The sequence below is a fragment of the Nocardia pseudobrasiliensis NBRC 108224 genome (genome assembly GCF_001613105.1).
Lineage (GTDB): Bacteria > Actinomycetota > Actinomycetes > Mycobacteriales > Mycobacteriaceae > Nocardia > Nocardia pseudobrasiliensis.
Genome location: NZ_BDBS01000029.1, coordinates 68,961 through 84,125, shown reverse-complemented (window position 1 = coordinate 84,125; position 15,165 = coordinate 68,961). Strand labels below are relative to the sequence as shown.

Genomic DNA, 15,165 nt, shown 5'->3' with positions numbered 1-15,165 from the left:
GAGCTTGTGACTCTGTGGACCGTTCACCACGACCTGCGGGCACCGGAATTCGGCACCCCCGCCGACCGGCTGTACCGAGCGGCGCTGGAGATCAGTCAGTGGGCCGACGAGCACGGCGCCAGTGGAATAGTCGTCTCGGAACATCACGGTTCGGCCGACGGTTTCCTGCCGTCACCGTTGACCATGGCCGCGGCCGTCGCCGCCCGCACCCGGCACGTGACGATCACGGTATCGGCGCTGATCCTGACGCTGCGTGATCCGATCGCGACCGCCGAGGACGCGATCGTCGTGGACATCCTCTCCGGCGGCCGGCTCATTGTGGTCCTCGCGCCCGGCTACGTCCCCGGCGAGTGCGAGATGTTCGACATCGACTTCGATCGCCGCGGGGAAATCTTCGAGGAGAAGACAGCGGTATTCCTGCGGGCACTGTCCGGCGAGAAGTTCGAATACCGCGGGCGCACAGTGCATGTGACGCCACAGGCGATCCAGCGGCCACGTCCGGTCGTGATGATGGGCGGGGCGGCGCCCAAACGCGCGGCCCGCCTGGCCGACGGATACGTTCCCGCGACCGGTGATCGAGCGTTGGCCGATGCGTATCTGGCGGAACGACGACGGCTGGGCAAGCCGGCGGGGATCGTCGGCCGCTCCGGCGGACCGCAGTGGGTCTTCGTCACCGAGGATCCGGACCGAGCGTGGGCCCGGCTCGCGCCCCATGTCCTGCACGAGGCCAATGCCTATGGGGCCTGGTCAGCGGCGGCGCCCGGGGCCAGCCCCTTCGCCGTCTTCGAGAATGTGGACCAGGTCCGGCGCAGCGGACTGTTCGCGGTCGTCACCCCCGCGGAATGTATCGACCTGACCCGCAGCGGAACTCAGCCGGCCAACGTCGTGTTCAAGCCGCTGGTCGGTGGGCTGGATCCCGAGATCGGCTGGGAATCACTGCAACTGTTCGTCGATCGAGTGCTGCCGGAAATCACAGGTAAGGAGAGCTGATGGCGATATTCGCCGAGCACGAGGGCGGATTCGAACCCCTTCCCTTCGCGGGTGGTCAGTGGGCCGCCGGGACGGTCAACGGATCGGCGCTGGCCGGTCTCGCCGCGAATGCGCTGGAAACGGCGCATGGTGAGCCCGGGTTCCGGGTCGCCAGATTCACGATGGACATCTTCCGGCTACCGACCTTCGCGCCGCTGCACCTCGACACCACACTGGTGCGAGCGGGTCGCAGCGTCCGCATCGCCGATGTCGCTGTGCGGCAGGGTGATCGCCCCATCGCACGGGCGTCGATGGTCTGCGCCCGAGCCTCGCGGGATCCGGACGGCACGCGGTGGCAACCACATCGCGCGCCCATGGCGCTTCCGGAGCGGCTGGCCGGATCCGACCTCGTCGACCCCGTGGTCTGCTGGGGCAGCGATGCCCACCCGGACGGGTGGAGCGAGACGATGTCCGAACATCAGAATTCGAGCCGAAAGCGGTTGTGGTTCAACCAACCTCGGCTGCTCGCGGCCCGGGACAACAGCCCGTTCGTGCGCGCCGCCATGGTGGGCGAGATGACCAACACCCTGACCAGTTGGGGGGACCGTGGTATCGCCTACATCAACCATGACGTCACGGTGGTGCTGACCCGGCTGCCGATCGGGACCGTGGTCGGGATCGAAGCGGAGAACCATCTCGCCGCGGACGGTGTCGCCGCCGGTGTCGCGACCATGTGGGATCGCGCCGGATGTTTCGGAATCAGCACCGTCAGTTCGATGGCACTCGGCACCGGCGCCCTGGATGTTGCTCGTAATCCCCACGATTGGGAAAAGACCGAAGAAATGAGTACACAATGGTGACCCCGTTGCTGGTCCGCGGTGCCTCCCCTGCCGGAGATCCGGCCTGGATCGTGCGGGATCATCGGACGTGCCGGAGCCTGCTCAACGACGATCGGCTGCGCCGGTACCCGTGCTCGGATATCGAGAACCCGTCGAGCTTCACCACATCGGTCAGCCTGCAGTTCCGCCCGGGTGATTCGAATCCGTGGCCGGACGATCTGGTCCGCCGCATGCTGGGCGCCTCCTTTTCCCCGCCCCGGATGAAGGCGCTGGAGCCGGCCATCGAGGTGATCGTCCTCGAACTGATCGGCGACATGCGCCGCGCCGGTCCGCCGGCCGATATCCGCGGGGCACTGGCCGAGCCGCTCGCGGCGCTGACCATCAGCCGGATCATGGGTATTCCACGTCAGGACCACGAACGGGTGATGCGGTGGTCGGACGGCTGCCTCGACATCGCGAACCCCGAGCGCGCGGCGGAAGCGGACCGGCAGCTCATGACGTACATGGAAGATCTGCTGGACGAGAAGCTGCGAAATCCCGCCGAGGACTTGATTTCCGACATGATCGGATTCGTGCGCGACAATCCGGGGGAGACCACCCGGGTCGACACCATCCGCCTGGCCGCCGGGCTCCGATTCGCCAGTCAGCTCAATACCCCCGCCGCCATCGATCGCGGAATCTATCTGCTGCTCACTCATCCGGAACACCTGACGGACATCGGAACTCGGCCGGGTGCGATCCGGCAGGTGATCGAAGAGGTACTGCGGCACCCACATCCGCTCGCACCCCGCGTCGCGGGAGTCCCGCGGTATGCCCACGAGGACATCGCGGTCGGTGAAATCGACATTGCCCGTGGTGATCTGGTGATCTTCGATCTCGATGCGGCCAACCGTGACGAGGACGCTTTCGACCAGCCGCTCGAGTTCCGCCCCGCGCGCCAGAGCAATCAGCACCTGTCCTTCGGTTACGGCGCGCACTACTGCATCGCGGCATCGCTGGCCCGGCTCGAACTCAAGGTGGTCTTCGAGAGGATCTTCGATCTGCTGCCGAATCTGCGGCTCGCCGCCGGCATCGACGAGCTGGTGGGCCAGACCAACCGGCTCTCCGGCGGAATGGTCCAGCTGCCCGTGACGTGGGACTCGGAACAGGAGAACTGATCATGTCCGGATGCCCGATTCACAAGTATCCGTCGGGGGGACCTCGCGGTCTGAAGATCGACCCCGTCATGCGGCGGATCGCCGACGACGGAGGCGTCGCGCGCCTGCAGTTGCCACACGGCGACGCGTGCTGGGTGGTCACCGGATTCGACGACGCTCGATTCGTCTACTCCAGCAAGAGCTTCAGCCGCATCGGGATGAACACCGACTCCGCTCCACGCTTGACCGAGGGCCTGCTTCTGCAAGGCGCCATCGGGTGCATGGAGGACCGCGATCACGTCAAGCTACGGCGTGCGGTGCTGCGCGAGCTGGACGCGCCGCGCCTGGCGGCCCTGGAGGCACACGCCGAGGCGATGATGTCGGAGCTGTTGGCGGCGTTCGCTGCCAACGGAGGTGGTGACTATCTGTCGGAGGTCGCCCGGCCGTTCGCGCTGCGCGTCCTGTCCGAGCTGCTCGGGCTGCCCTGGGCGACAGCGGAAATGATGTCCGCCTGGGTACAGACGCTGTTGACCGCCTCGGGTCGGGGCGCGGATCCGGCGATCATCACCGAGGCTTATACGGGGTTGGGGCGCTGTGTGACCGAACTGGTCGCGCAGCGCCGGGCGACCCCGGGGCAGGACTTCATCTCGGCAGTCGCCAATCGCCGCGAACTCGGCACGAAAGAGATCGCTATCGTCGTGATCTCGCTGCTGGCAGGTGGTTTCGAGTCGTCGGTCACGATGTTGAGCAAATCGGTCCTGTTGCTGCTGACCCGGCCCGATCTGCGGAAGGAACTGCGGAGGGATCCGACCCTGGTACCGGTGGCGGTCGAGGAATTTCTGCGCACGATATCGCTGGCCGGCGGCGAGTCGATTCCCTGGCTCGTGCGGGAGCCCGTCACGCTGGCGGGGGTCGAGATGGCGGTCGGCGACCACGTCATGCCGGCCGCGGGTGCGGCCAACCTCGATCCGACCGTGTTCGACGATCCCGAGGACGTACGGTTCGATCGAAAGAACACATCGCACTTGGCTTTCGGCCACGGTTCTCACCTGTGCCTCGGCTACCAGATCGCACGCATGGAATTGCGGGTGGGTGTGCGCGCCTTCGTCGAGCGTTTCGAAGATCCACTTCTCGGCCTCCCCGCCGAATCCTTGAGCTGGCGGGAGGATTCGGCAGTATGGCAGCTGAACGAGCTACCAGTTTCAGTTGGGAGAAACCAGTGAACGACTCCGCCCGCACTGCCGCCGACGCCGCCACCCGGCCCGAGCCGACCGGATTCTTCGAGCCGGCCGATCACGGTTACTCGCCGCTCGAGACGGCTCGGGGACCATGGGGACAAGACACGCTCGGCGGACAAGCCTTGGCGGCCTTGGCGGCCCGTGAGCTGGAACATCATTGTCCGATTGCCTTCGGCGGCGGCCGTATTACCGTCGACTTCATTCGGGCGACGACTTTCGGCCCCCTCGAATCGCGCGTGGAGGTCGCACGGAGCAGCTCGCGGATCGCGCTGGTCCTCGTCGATCTGGTGCAATCGGATCGCGTGGTGCTGAAGGCATCCGGACTGTTCGTGGCTCAACCGGCGGGTGACAACGGTGGTGGCAACGCGTGGTCTCCGGACTCGGAATTCGTGTATCCGGCCCTGCCGCCGGCGGCGCCCGGTCCGCAGCCCGCGCTGATGAGTTCGGCCGGCTACCCGGACGATTGGTCCAGCGACTTCTCCGCGCACCGCAACAATGCGCGCAAGCGCATGTGGGCGCCGGCGATGATCTCGGCCGTGCACGGCGAGGAGGCGTCTGCGTTCGTTCGGGTGTCGACCCTCGCCGAGGGGACGAGCTTCATTACCAACTGGGGAGGTGAGGCCGTGCCATATATGAATGTCGATTTCACGATGAACCTGCTGCGCATTCCGGAGCCGGGTGGGCTGGGACTCGAATCCAGCGGTCAGTTTGTCGCGAACGGGATTTCGGTCGGATCCGCATCCCTGTACGACGAGAAGGGAATCGTCGGAGTCTCGTCCGTGACGTGTCTCGCACTACCGAATCGTAGTGTCAAATTTTGACAGGTGTGATGGTGAATCAATCGAAGAGTTCTGACGTCCGGCATGTTGTCGTAACCGGCGCCGCGGGCAGTCTGGCCCGGCCGGTGGTGCGATCGCTTGCCGAACGCGGTTATCGGGTACACGCCGCGGTGCATCGCCCGGAGCAATTGGATATCTATGCCGATGTTCCGGGCGTCCAGTGCGATGTCATGGACGTGACGGACGCGGTGAGCGTCGGCGCGTACGGTGACGCCATCCGTTCGGCGAGCGGCGGCCTGTACGCACTGGTGAATTGCGCCGGTATCGCGGTGCAGGGCCCGCTCGAGCTGATGGGCGAAAACGAGTTCATCCGAGTGGTGGACATCAACGTGGGCGGGATTCTGCGGGCCACCAACGGATTGTTGCCCGCCCTGCGTACCTATGCGGGTCCCGGACGTCCCCGGATCGTCAATATCAGTGCCGGAACCGGGCGTACCGCGGTGCCGCTGTTCGGGCTGGCGTCGGCGAGCAAATCCGCGGTGGATTCCCTGAGCGCGGCGTACCGGCTGGAACTCGCCCGCTTCGGGATACATGTGGTGTCCGTCGCCATGGGTGCGGTCGAGAGCGACATCCACGAGAAGTCGGCGGCCGCGCTGCGGCGAACCGCACTCGAGCGGCCCGATCTCAGCGACATGCTGTACCGCGACACGATCGAGCACCTGACGGCCCGCATGGACAAGTACAACCTCATGGATCCCCGCGTGGCGGCCGAGCATGTCGTCGGCATTGTCGAGCGGGAGAATCCTCGAGCTCGCTGTGCCGTCGGCCGGGATGCTCGGGTGCTGGCCGGAATCGCGTTCTTACCGGACAGGATTCGAGACGTCCTGATGTCCCGTGGCATGGGACTGGTATAGGGAGGCGGCTGCGATGAGTATTGATGAAAACAGGTGTCCGGTGGACCGCGGGGCCATCGAACCGATCGCGGGGTCGGGCGCCGGCAAAGAGATTCCAGGCCGAACGGAAAAGCTGGGACTCGCCATCGCCGTGGAGACCAAACGCCATGGGCCGCTGTATGTTCTGGAGAAACTGTGGCGGGAACACGGGGATGTGTCCCAGCTGCATATCGGACCCAAGCGAATGATTCTGCTGGCGCACCCGGAGCATGCCCGGCGGGTCAATCTCGAGCATGCCGACAATTACACGAAGGGGCCGAGCTACGACCAGATCCGAAAATACTGGGTAGGCGGCAACGACGGACTGGTCACCAGCGTCGGCGCGGAGTGGCGGAAACAACGTCAATTGTTGGCGCCGCACTTCACCCGCCGGGCGGTAATCCGGGATCACGTACCGGTGTTCTCGGACGACATCGCGTGGTTCGCCGAGCGCTGGGCCCGGATGGCACGGGTCGGTGCGTCCATCGAAATGCCCGCGGAAATGGCGATGCTGGCCGGATCGATCCTGCTCAAGAGCCTCTTCAGTACGACGGCCCGGGATACCATCGCCGAGCTGGAGAGCGCTGTCGAAACGCTGGTGCAGTACAGTTCGGGCCGCCATACGGACCGATTCAAACTGCCGCAGTGGTTGCCCTCGGCGAGTCGAGAGAAGTACGAGGCCGCCCGCAAGCGGGTGGACGAATTCATTCTGCGACTCATCGTCGACCGGCGCGCGATGCCCACCGATGAACGGCCGACGGACCTCCTGACCCACATGATCGCGGGGGAGGACCCGGACATTGCCCGCGATGCCGCCGATCGACGCCTGCGCGATCAATGCGTGACGATGTTCATCGCGGGCTACGAAACGACGGCCAAGGCACTGTCGTTCGTGTGGTACCTGGTGGCGAAGTATCCGGAGGTCGCGGCGAATCTGCACGCGGAGGTCGATGCGCTGCCCGAAGACGTCGAGCCCGGCGATCTGGAGACCGCCGCGCCCTACTCGCTGGCGGTCGTGAAGGAAAGCCTGCGCCTCTATCCCACCGCATCGATCTATGTCCGGGATGTGGTGGAGGACGATTTCATCGACTCGCATGTGATTCCGGCCGGCGGGGTCGTCGTCCTTGCGCCGTACCTGACGCACCGGCACCCGGAGTTCTGGTCCGATCCACTGCGTTTCGATCCGGAACGATGGATAGGCAACGCGGAGAAGGGAAGACACCCGTTCGCCTTCCATCCCTTTGCGGGCGGACCACGAGTATGCATCGGAAAGAGCTTCGCGTATCTGGAATCCCAGGCCATCCTGGTCCACCTGGCGCGTAGGTTCGAACCTGTCACGCCCTACGGCTACGAGCCGAAACTGCGCATGCACGGAGTGCTGGAACCGGGCAACGGAATGCCGATGTTCCTAAGGGAGCGAAACGTATAACGCTTCCTTCGGTCTGCCCTCTGTTTCATTGGGCGTTCTTTGGAGCTGTGATGATAAAATCTGATCAAAATACCTCCGCCGTGTTGCGCGCGCTCGCTCCGAGCGAATGTATGTTCGTCGGCCTTGCCACCGGGAAGACAGTTCGAGTCCGCGGTGTGCTGGACATCGAGGCGCTGGGCGAGGCATACACCGCGCTGTGCCGTCGTTACCCGTTTCTGGGTGCCTATCTGGAGCCGACGGAAAAGGGCTATGTATTGGTCCGGCCACCGGTTTTCATGGGTAAGGTGCGGCAGGAAAGCCCCAAGTCGACAGACTTTCAACCCTGGCTCGAGCGGCGACCGCAGAGCGCCGTTTGCGTAGAACAAGACTCCGACGGCGCGCGGGTATCGCTGCTGACCCATCATTGCGTGGCGGATTCACGGTACGGCAGTGCCGCATTCCAGGACCTGTGGCGGCTCTACACGCAGATTGTGTTGAACGGCAAGGTCGAAGACATATCGGAACTGCCGGAGCCCCAGCCGATCGAATCCCTACTGACTGCGCGTGGCGTCGGGGATATATCGAGCAACCACGCGGGCGGAACACGGTTCGGGCAGCCGAACTCTGCCGCGACGTTGTCGCTGGAAACTGCTCGGAGGCGGTTCACTGTCGCCGAGACGAATGCTCTCACCGAGTTCGGTGGAAGAAACGGACTGACAGTACACGGCATCCTTGCGGCCGCGATAATTCTGGCTGAAAAGGAAGTCGGTGGTCAGCTGCTGTCAGAGCTGTACTACACCTATCCCGTCGACCTGCGGGAGCGTCTGACTCCGCCCGTGGCTCCCGCGGGCGGCACCAACGTCCTGGGTTATGTGCAGTTCAACCCGGATCCCACTGTCGCGCCCGAACTCTCGGCAATCGGGACGGCCGTGAACGAACAGCTGACAGCGGGGTTGTCGACGGGTGCGATCGTCCACTCGTTGATCTATGCGGCCAGTGCTGTCGGTACTTCGCCGTCTCCAACGCCGGGCAAGATCATGACGACAAGCGCCGGTCGAATAGCTGATTTCATTACGCCGCCGGGCCTCATTGTCGAGGATCTGACCACCATAGTCTCTCCACGGATGCTCGATCCGACAAACCGTCGCGGCCTCTACGCCATCAACAGCTTCGGCGGCCGACTGTCCATAGAGATCCATCATCGACCCGGTGCGGCGGATATCGAGAACCAGCGACTTGCCGCGTTGACCGATCGCCTGATTGCTTCCGCTGTCCTATCCGGTAGGTCTCGATGACTCATGAGCCGATGGCCGTCACCGGTCTTGGATTCACCCTGCCCGGACTGGTCACCACGGTGGACGGTTTCTGGGAGCGCATTCGCGGCGGTCACCCGGCCCTAAGACCGTGCACTGTCCATGACCGCATCACCGTCATGGCCGGGCAGCTCGGTCACGACCCGGTGGTCGCTGGACTCAACCCGGCACATGAGAAGAAATACTCCCGCGACATCCTGGCCACGATGGCCAGCATCGGCCAGGCCCTCGAGGACGCCGGTCTTCCGATGACCGATCCTGGCCGTATCGCGATCGCTGCCGCTTCCTCGCGAGGTCCGATGGCCTGGTGGTCCCGTAGGGAATGCGCCGGCACAGGGATCGGCTCGGTGATAAACGGCCTGGCCGGCACACCCGCAAGCATGGCGGCGATTCATTTCGGCATCCGCGGCATGGTGAGCACCCTGTCCTCTGCCTGTGTCAGCGGGGCGCACGCGTTGCGGCTGGCAGCAGCCCAGCTTGCCGACGGCGAGGCCGACGCGGTCGTGGTGGCCGGTCACGATTTCCCCCTGACAGCGGAATTCGTGGCGACCTACTGCGATCCGGCAACACGTGTGATCAGCGTTGGCCGCACGGTCGAGACCTCGATCCGCCCTTACGACATCGACCGGGATGGCACGACATTCGGTGAAGGCGCAGTCTCACTGATCGTCGAACGAGAGTCCGACGCCCGCGCCCGGGGCGCGCGGATTTACGCGTGTATCTCGGCCATCGGTAACGGCAATGAAGCCGATCACCCGACCAGCATGGACAAGACGGGGGTGAAGACCGAGCAGTTGGCCCGCAGGGTCGTGCAGCGGGCCGGGTTGTCGACGGCGGATATCGACTATGTCTGCGGTCATGGCACCGGGACTCGGCTCAACGACTTGTCCGAGAGCAGAGCCGTCCGGGGGTTGCTTGGTGAACAGACCGATGTTCCGTTGACTTCGGTCAAACCGGTGTTCGGGCACCTGTTGGGAGCGTCGACATTGATCAATGTTGCCGCTACTGCGCTCATGATCCGTCACCAGACCGTGGCCCCGACCGCGAACTGCCGACAACCCGATCCCGAATGTGGCTTGGATCCCGTGTCGGGTGCGGCTCGTTCTCGTACGATCGATGCCGCGCTGTCGTTAGGGTTTTCCATCGGCGGCAATACCTCGGTAATCGCGATGACCCGCTGAGTGGCCACCCTGGAAATCTGAACCAGGCGAATTGCCGGTTTTCGGAATCATTGACCGATAATGTTGCTGGACAGCAGAATCCCTGGCGGGGAGGCCGCGATCGCGAATTACCCTCCGGGACAAGGGCTCACGTATCGAACGGATGCTCATAATTAAAATCGTCTTCGAGAAGCTGGAGATCGCGTTGAAGTCCGCTCCGAGTGTAGCGTCGCGAACTATGGCCGACAGTTCCCCGCTCATCACCGAGGTTTCCGACACCGCCCGCTGGGTCGCCGCCTACCGTGCCGCCGAATCCGCCCGCCCCGACGCCCTGTTCCACGATCCGCTCGCGGATCGGCTGGCGGGCCCGCGCGGGCGGGCAATCGTCGGCGCCGCGCCGCGCATGATGCGCAATGGCTGGAATCTGGCGGTCCGCACCAAACTGATCGACGATCTCATCGCCGCCGCGGTGGGCGATGGCTGCGACCGGGTACTGAACCTCGCCGCTGGCCTGGACACCCGGCCCTATCGGCTCGACCTGTCCGCCGAATTCCCTTGGATCGAAGCCGAACTGCCAGAGTTGGTCGCCGAGAAGAACTCGCTGTTGGCCGACGAGAAGCCGCGCTGCGCCCTGACCCGCTACGCCGTCGACCTGGCGGACGCCGATGCGCGCGCTGCCTTCCTGGAGGAGGCGCTGGCCGGGGCGACCAAGGCGCTCGTGCTCACCGAGGGCTTGCTCTACTACCTGCACGAGCCCGATGTCGCAGGGCTCGCCGAGAGCCTCCGGCGACCCGAAATCGGCTGGTGGGTCATGGATGTCGTGAACAGCAGGGCGATGAACGGCATGAACGAACACGTCGGCGAGCTGATATCCAACGCGCCCTGGCACTTCGGACCGGACGATCCGCTGGCGTACCTGGCCGAGCGCGGGTGGCAAGCGCTCGAGGTGCATGACCAGTTCGCCGCAGCCGCCCGCCTGCACCGGCTGCCACCGTCCTTCAAGCCGTTCAGCGATCTGCCGCGGCCCGATCCCCGCGAGCGGGTCGCCGACCGCCTGTGGAGCGCGGTCATCCGGGTTACCCACTGACCAGCATCTCACCGCGTGCCGAGTTGCCGAATCAGGTGGCTGCGTCGGTAGCGGGCGTACCCGATGCCGAGGGCTTTGCCGACCAAGCCGCCCGACAGGACCGCGGTGACACCGCCGACGATCATGCCGAGAATGGAACCGGATCCGGGCGGTGCGAGCCCGGCCAGCAGCGTGAGCGGATAACCCAGGCCCGCGAGCGCGGCTACGACAGTTCCCGTGCCGCAACCGCATTCGCGTCCGAGCCGGTCGATCTCGGCGTGTATGTCCTTATCCGGCATGGCCTCACTCAATGGGAGAGTCCGTCGACTCGGCGCCCAAGCAGTGGGGCGGGAAGTTGGCGACGATGTAGTCCCAGGCGGCCTTGGCCTCGTCGAAGACGAAGCTGGGTTCGCCGGTGAGATAGATATCCGGGACCAGCCACCAGCTCCACCAACTGTTCTGCCTGGAGGAGTACATGATTCGGTTGACGCCGTCGGTATGGCAGAGCCCGAAGTAGTGGCCGAGTTCGTGGATCGGCACGTACTTCCAGATCTGGTTGGGCCGGTTGTCGATGAATGTCGCGCCGGAGGTGATGTTTCCCGGCAGTCCGCAGGCCGTGCGCTCCAGCGTGGCCGTCAAACCGCGCAGGGTATCGGTGTAGCGAAAGATGCCGACCACCACCGGATGGCAGAGTTGATGATCGGCCCCGGGGCGATCCACCGTCTTATCGATGCGCCCGACCTTGTCGATCAGGAATCTGGCCAGCGCGCTGTTGGCGTCCGCGGTATCGAAGCCGTGCTGGACGATGTGGCCCGCCGAGTCGACCGGTACCCGGTCGGTGTCGAAGCTCATCATCAATCCGAGTTCACGACCCTTCTCCTCGGCGGTGCTCACCCGTTCGTCGAGGGCTCCGTCGCGCATCGGCAGCACGATGAACGGCGGTCCCTGCCGTCCGCGCGAGGAAAGGTAGGTGTCGAGGTCATCTTCGGAGATCGGATTATCGAATTCTCCACCGCCACCCCCGCCGACGACGATTTCTTTCTTCAATGTTTTGTAGCTCTTGCGATTCCAGAAGCCCTCGTCGAATTCGAAGCCGCACAATGCACGCAGGTTGATGGCGCCGGTCTCATGCAGCACAACCAGATTCGGCGCCGTGGGATCTGTCGTCGAGGGCGTCTCGGAGTCGAGCACCGTGCGGTACGCCGTTGCGTTCATGCGCAGGCCGAACGCGCCGTGGTCGAGCCGAATGGCCTCCTCGATCTGCTCGAGCGTCGTGCCCGAGTACTTCTTCTCCAGCAGTCCGCGAACGTAGTTGCGCAGTCGCCAGCGGTTGATCTCCTCGATGATGTAGGCGATGGTGTCGCCCAGGAATATGATGCGGCCCAACCCGATCGCACCGAGAACTATGCCGATCCCGATTTGGAGCAGCCCGTCGAGGATGCGCCGCCAGTCGAGGGTGAATATCCCTGCGACGACGTCCCACAGACCGCCCGCGAGGTCTTTGATGATGCCCCAGACAACCGCCACCAGCTTGCATACGGTCCGGGTGACCCATTTGCCGACCTTCACGATCACCCACCGGATCACCTTCACGAAGTACGTGACGAACCAGCACACCCAACCGCGCGGGTCGTACCACGGATAGTCCTTACACTTCTTTTCCTGTCTTTCTTCCCATTCCTCGACGGGTTTGGAAACCTCTTCCTCGATCCACTCGGTGATCTCGGTACAGACGAGAGCCATGACATACACCTCTACCCACCCCGCGAGCCGGGAGCACTCGCGCCATTGCGAGCGGACGACTCCCAGCCTGCGGAAAGCAGTGGGTATGGCTATATACGGCCGGCGCGGTTTCCGCGTTTCTCCGAAAAGGGAAACAGTCCTGATTCGTAATGTTCGGAGGGTCAGTTCTCGTGCTGCCCGCGGTATATCCAGATATCGACGTACAACCGCTCGTCGAGGCGCACTCGCTCGGGCTTGTCGGCGGCTACCCAGTTGGCCCCGGCAACCCAGCCGCCGGGGGCGGTGAGGGCGGTCGAACCCCGCTACCGCGCTGCGGAACTGGACTTCTCCATGACCGTGTGACCGCCGCCGAGTGTCGAGCGGGACGAGCGGGGATCAGCGGAAGGCGTTGGCGTGTACTTCGGCCCACTGATCGAAGGTGCGCGGGGGACGGCCGGTGACGCGCTGGACGGTGTCGCGGACGATCGACTCGTCGATGGCGCCGTCGACGTAGAAATCGAAAAAGGCGTCCACGTATTGCGGCGGTGTGGTGCGCAGCAATTCGGTGCGGGTTTCGTCGTCGGACATCGGGATGCAGCGGAGGTCGCGGCCCAGCGCGCGTCCGAGGAGGGCGATCTGGTCGGCGGGTAGGAGGGCCTGCGGGCCGGTGGGCCACAGGATTTCGCCGTGATGGGTGTCGGTGGTCAGGGCACGGGCCGCGACCGCGGCGATATCGGCGGGGTCGATCAGCGCCAGGGCCACGTGGGGGAACTGGGCGCGTACCTCGTCGCCGTCGCGCAACTGGGGTAGCCATCGCAGCGCATTGGACATGAATGCCGCCGGGCGCAGGATCGTCCACGACAGCCCGGATTCGGTGGCCTCACGTTCGGAGGCCATCATGTAGCGGGTGACGGCATTGGCCTCGTTGCCGGTGGCGGCCGAGGTTCCCGACAGCTGCACGATGTGCTCGACACCCGATTTCGCCGCCGCCGATACAACTCCTGGATAGCCCGGGAGCACGAACGCGGCCCGGACGTCGGCGCACGCGGCCGCTACGGTGTCCGGCGCGGTCAGGTCACCTGCCACCGCCTCCACCGTCGGCGGCAGGTCGGCCCGCCGCGGGTCGCGGACCAGCGCCCGCACCGGTTCCCGCGATTCAGCCAACGCCCGTACCAGCTCGGAACCGATATTTCCGGTGGCACCCGTGACCAGGATCATGTCGCGCTCTCCTCGATTTCGTCGGCGCCTATGACGGTGCCACGAATTTGCTTTGATGGTAAGCAATTTGGTGAGGAGCGCGGATACCGTGCCGGTTCCTAGGTTCCGGCGGACCCGAGATCGAGTTCGGTGAGTTGGTCGAGGATTTCGAACAGGCGCGTGCGGGTTTCGGGGCTGAGGGTGAGTATGTCGAGGTTGTCCAGGGTGACCGTGATCGTGCCCGCGTCGTCGAGTCGGTAGGTGCGCTGGGACCGTGGTGGTTGGGCCGGGACGATCGAAAGGTCGGACGCGGCGGGGGATGGTGCGGGGCTGGTCCCCGTGGGTACGGGGATCCGTGCTGCCAGCTCCGTCATCATGGGTCCGGGTCGTACGGCGCGTTTGGCTTGGCTCGGCATGCGAGACAGCCTGTCAGATCGCCAGTTCGAGTGTGTGCTTGTTCACTGTGTGTGTCGGGTTGAGGGCGTTTCGGGTGTTGGTCGGATTTCATCGCGAGCGGCGAACCGGCTCGGGCGAGGCGACCACGCAGGCAACCGTGTAGCCGGTCGATCGCTTCTGTCAGAGTGCTGACGTGGGAATCCCACGGCGACAAGCGATTCGACCAGCCGGGTCCGGCCGCGATCACTGTCGCTCCGGTTCGGCTCGGCGCGCGCAGGGCGTACGGGTTCGCGGTGAACGGGGTGTGGGACCACAGCATCAGGATCGAGGATCGACCGCTTCGCTCGATACTGTCGCCCAGTGCGGCCACGGGCAGATCCGCGCCGAGCATCTGGGAGTTCGTTCCGCGTTCGGCCAGTGCGGCCCGCAATGCCTCCAACGGCAGTGTGTGCTGCTCTGCCGGTGCGCAGGCGAGCAGGATCGGCCGACGTCCCTGGCGTGCGGGCGTGTGGACACGGCGGAGGCCGTTGCTGACGGCCCGGGACAGCACGTGTTCGACATCGACGCATCGTTCGGCGCGGCTCTGCCGGGCGACGACATCCCCGAATGCTGGGCGGCACAGTCGTTCCCAGGTCTCCACCACCCCGTGAACGTCGATATTTCTCTCGATGAGCGCGGTCGCCGTTTCGCAATCCAATGTGAACGCCGCCTGTAGCAGGGGGTCGACGCTGTCCTCGAGTGACGGCAGGTCGTGGCCCACTGTCCGGGCCGCGGCGGCGGGACTCGCGCCCGTGCGGACGAGGGCGACCATGCGGGCGATCGCGGTGATGTCGGCATCGGAGTAGAGCCGATGACCACCGGGGCGATGCGGTCGGGGGCCGACACCGTAGCGCTGATTCCAGCTGCGCAAGGTGGCGGTCGGAATGCCCAGGCGCTCCGCCGCCACCCGCACCGGGTAGGTGGCGGGCATATTCATCTCCGATACGGGGTCCGGTAAGCGACCGGTCGGT

General features: G+C 65.0%; 15 protein-coding genes. 10 read left to right on the top strand and 5 right to left on the bottom strand.

What is annotated here, in order from left to right; genetic code table 11:
* Positions 1-6: 6 nt before the first annotated feature.
* The 10 genes from NP4_RS22200 (at position 7) to NP4_RS22155 (ending at position 10,861) form a co-directional block, all read left to right on the top strand.
* Positions 7-990 (top strand): LLM class flavin-dependent oxidoreductase, encoded by a 984-nt coding sequence (locus tag NP4_RS22200; RefSeq protein ID WP_169813790.1) that lies wholly within the window; start codon positions 7-9, stop codon positions 988-990.
* Positions 990-1,829, top strand: coding sequence for an acyl-CoA thioesterase domain-containing protein (locus NP4_RS22195; protein ID WP_068000974.1), 840 nt, complete (start codon positions 990-992; stop codon positions 1,827-1,829). Before NP4_RS22200 ends, NP4_RS22195 begins: the two co-directional genes overlap by 1 nt.
* Positions 1,823-2,965 carry a cytochrome P450 gene (locus NP4_RS22190; protein ID WP_068000971.1) on the top strand — a complete coding sequence of 381 codons (1,143 nt, stop codon included), beginning with the start codon at positions 1,823-1,825 and terminating at the stop codon, positions 2,963-2,965. The genes NP4_RS22195 and NP4_RS22190 overlap by 7 nt, the downstream gene beginning before the upstream one ends.
* A 2-nt stretch (positions 2,966-2,967) precedes the next feature.
* The gene (locus NP4_RS22185; RefSeq protein ID WP_068000968.1) at positions 2,968-4,167 is read left to right on the top strand and encodes a cytochrome P450; all 1,200 of its coding nucleotides are present in this window, start codon (positions 2,968-2,970) and stop codon (positions 4,165-4,167) included.
* Complete coding sequence (locus NP4_RS22180) at positions 4,122-5,003, top strand: acyl-CoA thioesterase domain-containing protein (protein ID WP_082876109.1); 882 nt, start codon at positions 4,122-4,124, stop codon at positions 5,001-5,003. Before NP4_RS22185 ends, NP4_RS22180 begins: the two co-directional genes overlap by 46 nt.
* A gap of 11 nt (positions 5,004-5,014) precedes the next feature.
* Positions 5,015-5,875 (top strand): SDR family NAD(P)-dependent oxidoreductase, encoded by an 861-nt coding sequence (locus NP4_RS22175; protein ID WP_211335990.1) that lies wholly within the window; start codon positions 5,015-5,017, stop codon positions 5,873-5,875.
* The gene (locus NP4_RS22170) at positions 5,856-7,322 is read left to right on the top strand and encodes a cytochrome P450 (RefSeq protein WP_147288114.1); all 1,467 of its coding nucleotides are present in this window, start codon (positions 5,856-5,858) and stop codon (positions 7,320-7,322) included. The genes NP4_RS22175 and NP4_RS22170 overlap by 20 nt, the downstream gene beginning before the upstream one ends.
* 155 nt (positions 7,323-7,477) lie before the next feature.
* Positions 7,478-8,596, top strand: coding sequence for a phthiocerol/phthiodiolone dimycocerosyl transferase family protein (locus NP4_RS22165; RefSeq protein ID WP_068000954.1), 1,119 nt, complete (start codon positions 7,478-7,480; stop codon positions 8,594-8,596).
* Between the two features lie 11 nt (positions 8,597-8,607).
* Complete coding sequence (locus NP4_RS22160; protein WP_169813788.1) at positions 8,608-9,795, top strand: beta-ketoacyl-[acyl-carrier-protein] synthase family protein; 1,188 nt, start codon at positions 8,608-8,610, stop codon at positions 9,793-9,795.
* A 217-nt stretch (positions 9,796-10,012) separates the two neighbouring features.
* Positions 10,013-10,861, top strand: a complete 849-nt coding sequence (locus tag NP4_RS22155) for a class I SAM-dependent methyltransferase (protein ID WP_068000949.1) — start codon at positions 10,013-10,015, stop codon at positions 10,859-10,861.
* A gap of 8 nt (positions 10,862-10,869) precedes the next feature.
* On the opposite strand, the gene NP4_RS22150 is transcribed toward NP4_RS22155, so the two are convergent.
* The 5 genes from NP4_RS22150 to NP4_RS22130 all read right to left on the bottom strand — a co-directional run bounded on the left by NP4_RS22150 (position 10,870) and on the right by NP4_RS22130 (position 15,125).
* A complete protein-coding gene (locus NP4_RS22150) occupies positions 10,870-11,139 on the bottom strand; it encodes a hypothetical protein (protein WP_068000944.1) in 270 nt (89 codons plus the stop codon).
* A gap of 4 nt (positions 11,140-11,143) precedes the next feature.
* The gene (locus tag NP4_RS22145; protein WP_068000942.1) at positions 11,144-12,583 is read right to left on the bottom strand and encodes a hypothetical protein; all 1,440 of its coding nucleotides are present in this window, start codon (positions 12,581-12,583) and stop codon (positions 11,144-11,146) included.
* Between the two features lie 375 nt (positions 12,584-12,958).
* Positions 12,959-13,780, bottom strand: a complete 822-nt coding sequence (locus tag NP4_RS22140) for an NAD(P)H-binding protein (protein WP_068000939.1) — start codon at positions 13,778-13,780, stop codon at positions 12,959-12,961.
* Positions 13,781-13,878: 98 nt separating this feature from the next.
* Complete coding sequence (locus NP4_RS22135; protein WP_147288115.1) at positions 13,879-14,136, bottom strand: hypothetical protein; 258 nt, start codon at positions 14,134-14,136, stop codon at positions 13,879-13,881.
* Positions 14,133-15,125, bottom strand: coding sequence for a MerR family transcriptional regulator (locus NP4_RS22130; RefSeq protein ID WP_245998737.1), 993 nt, complete (start codon positions 15,123-15,125; stop codon positions 14,133-14,135). Before NP4_RS22130 ends, NP4_RS22135 begins: the two co-directional genes overlap by 4 nt.
* Positions 15,126-15,165: the final 40 nt, after the last annotated feature.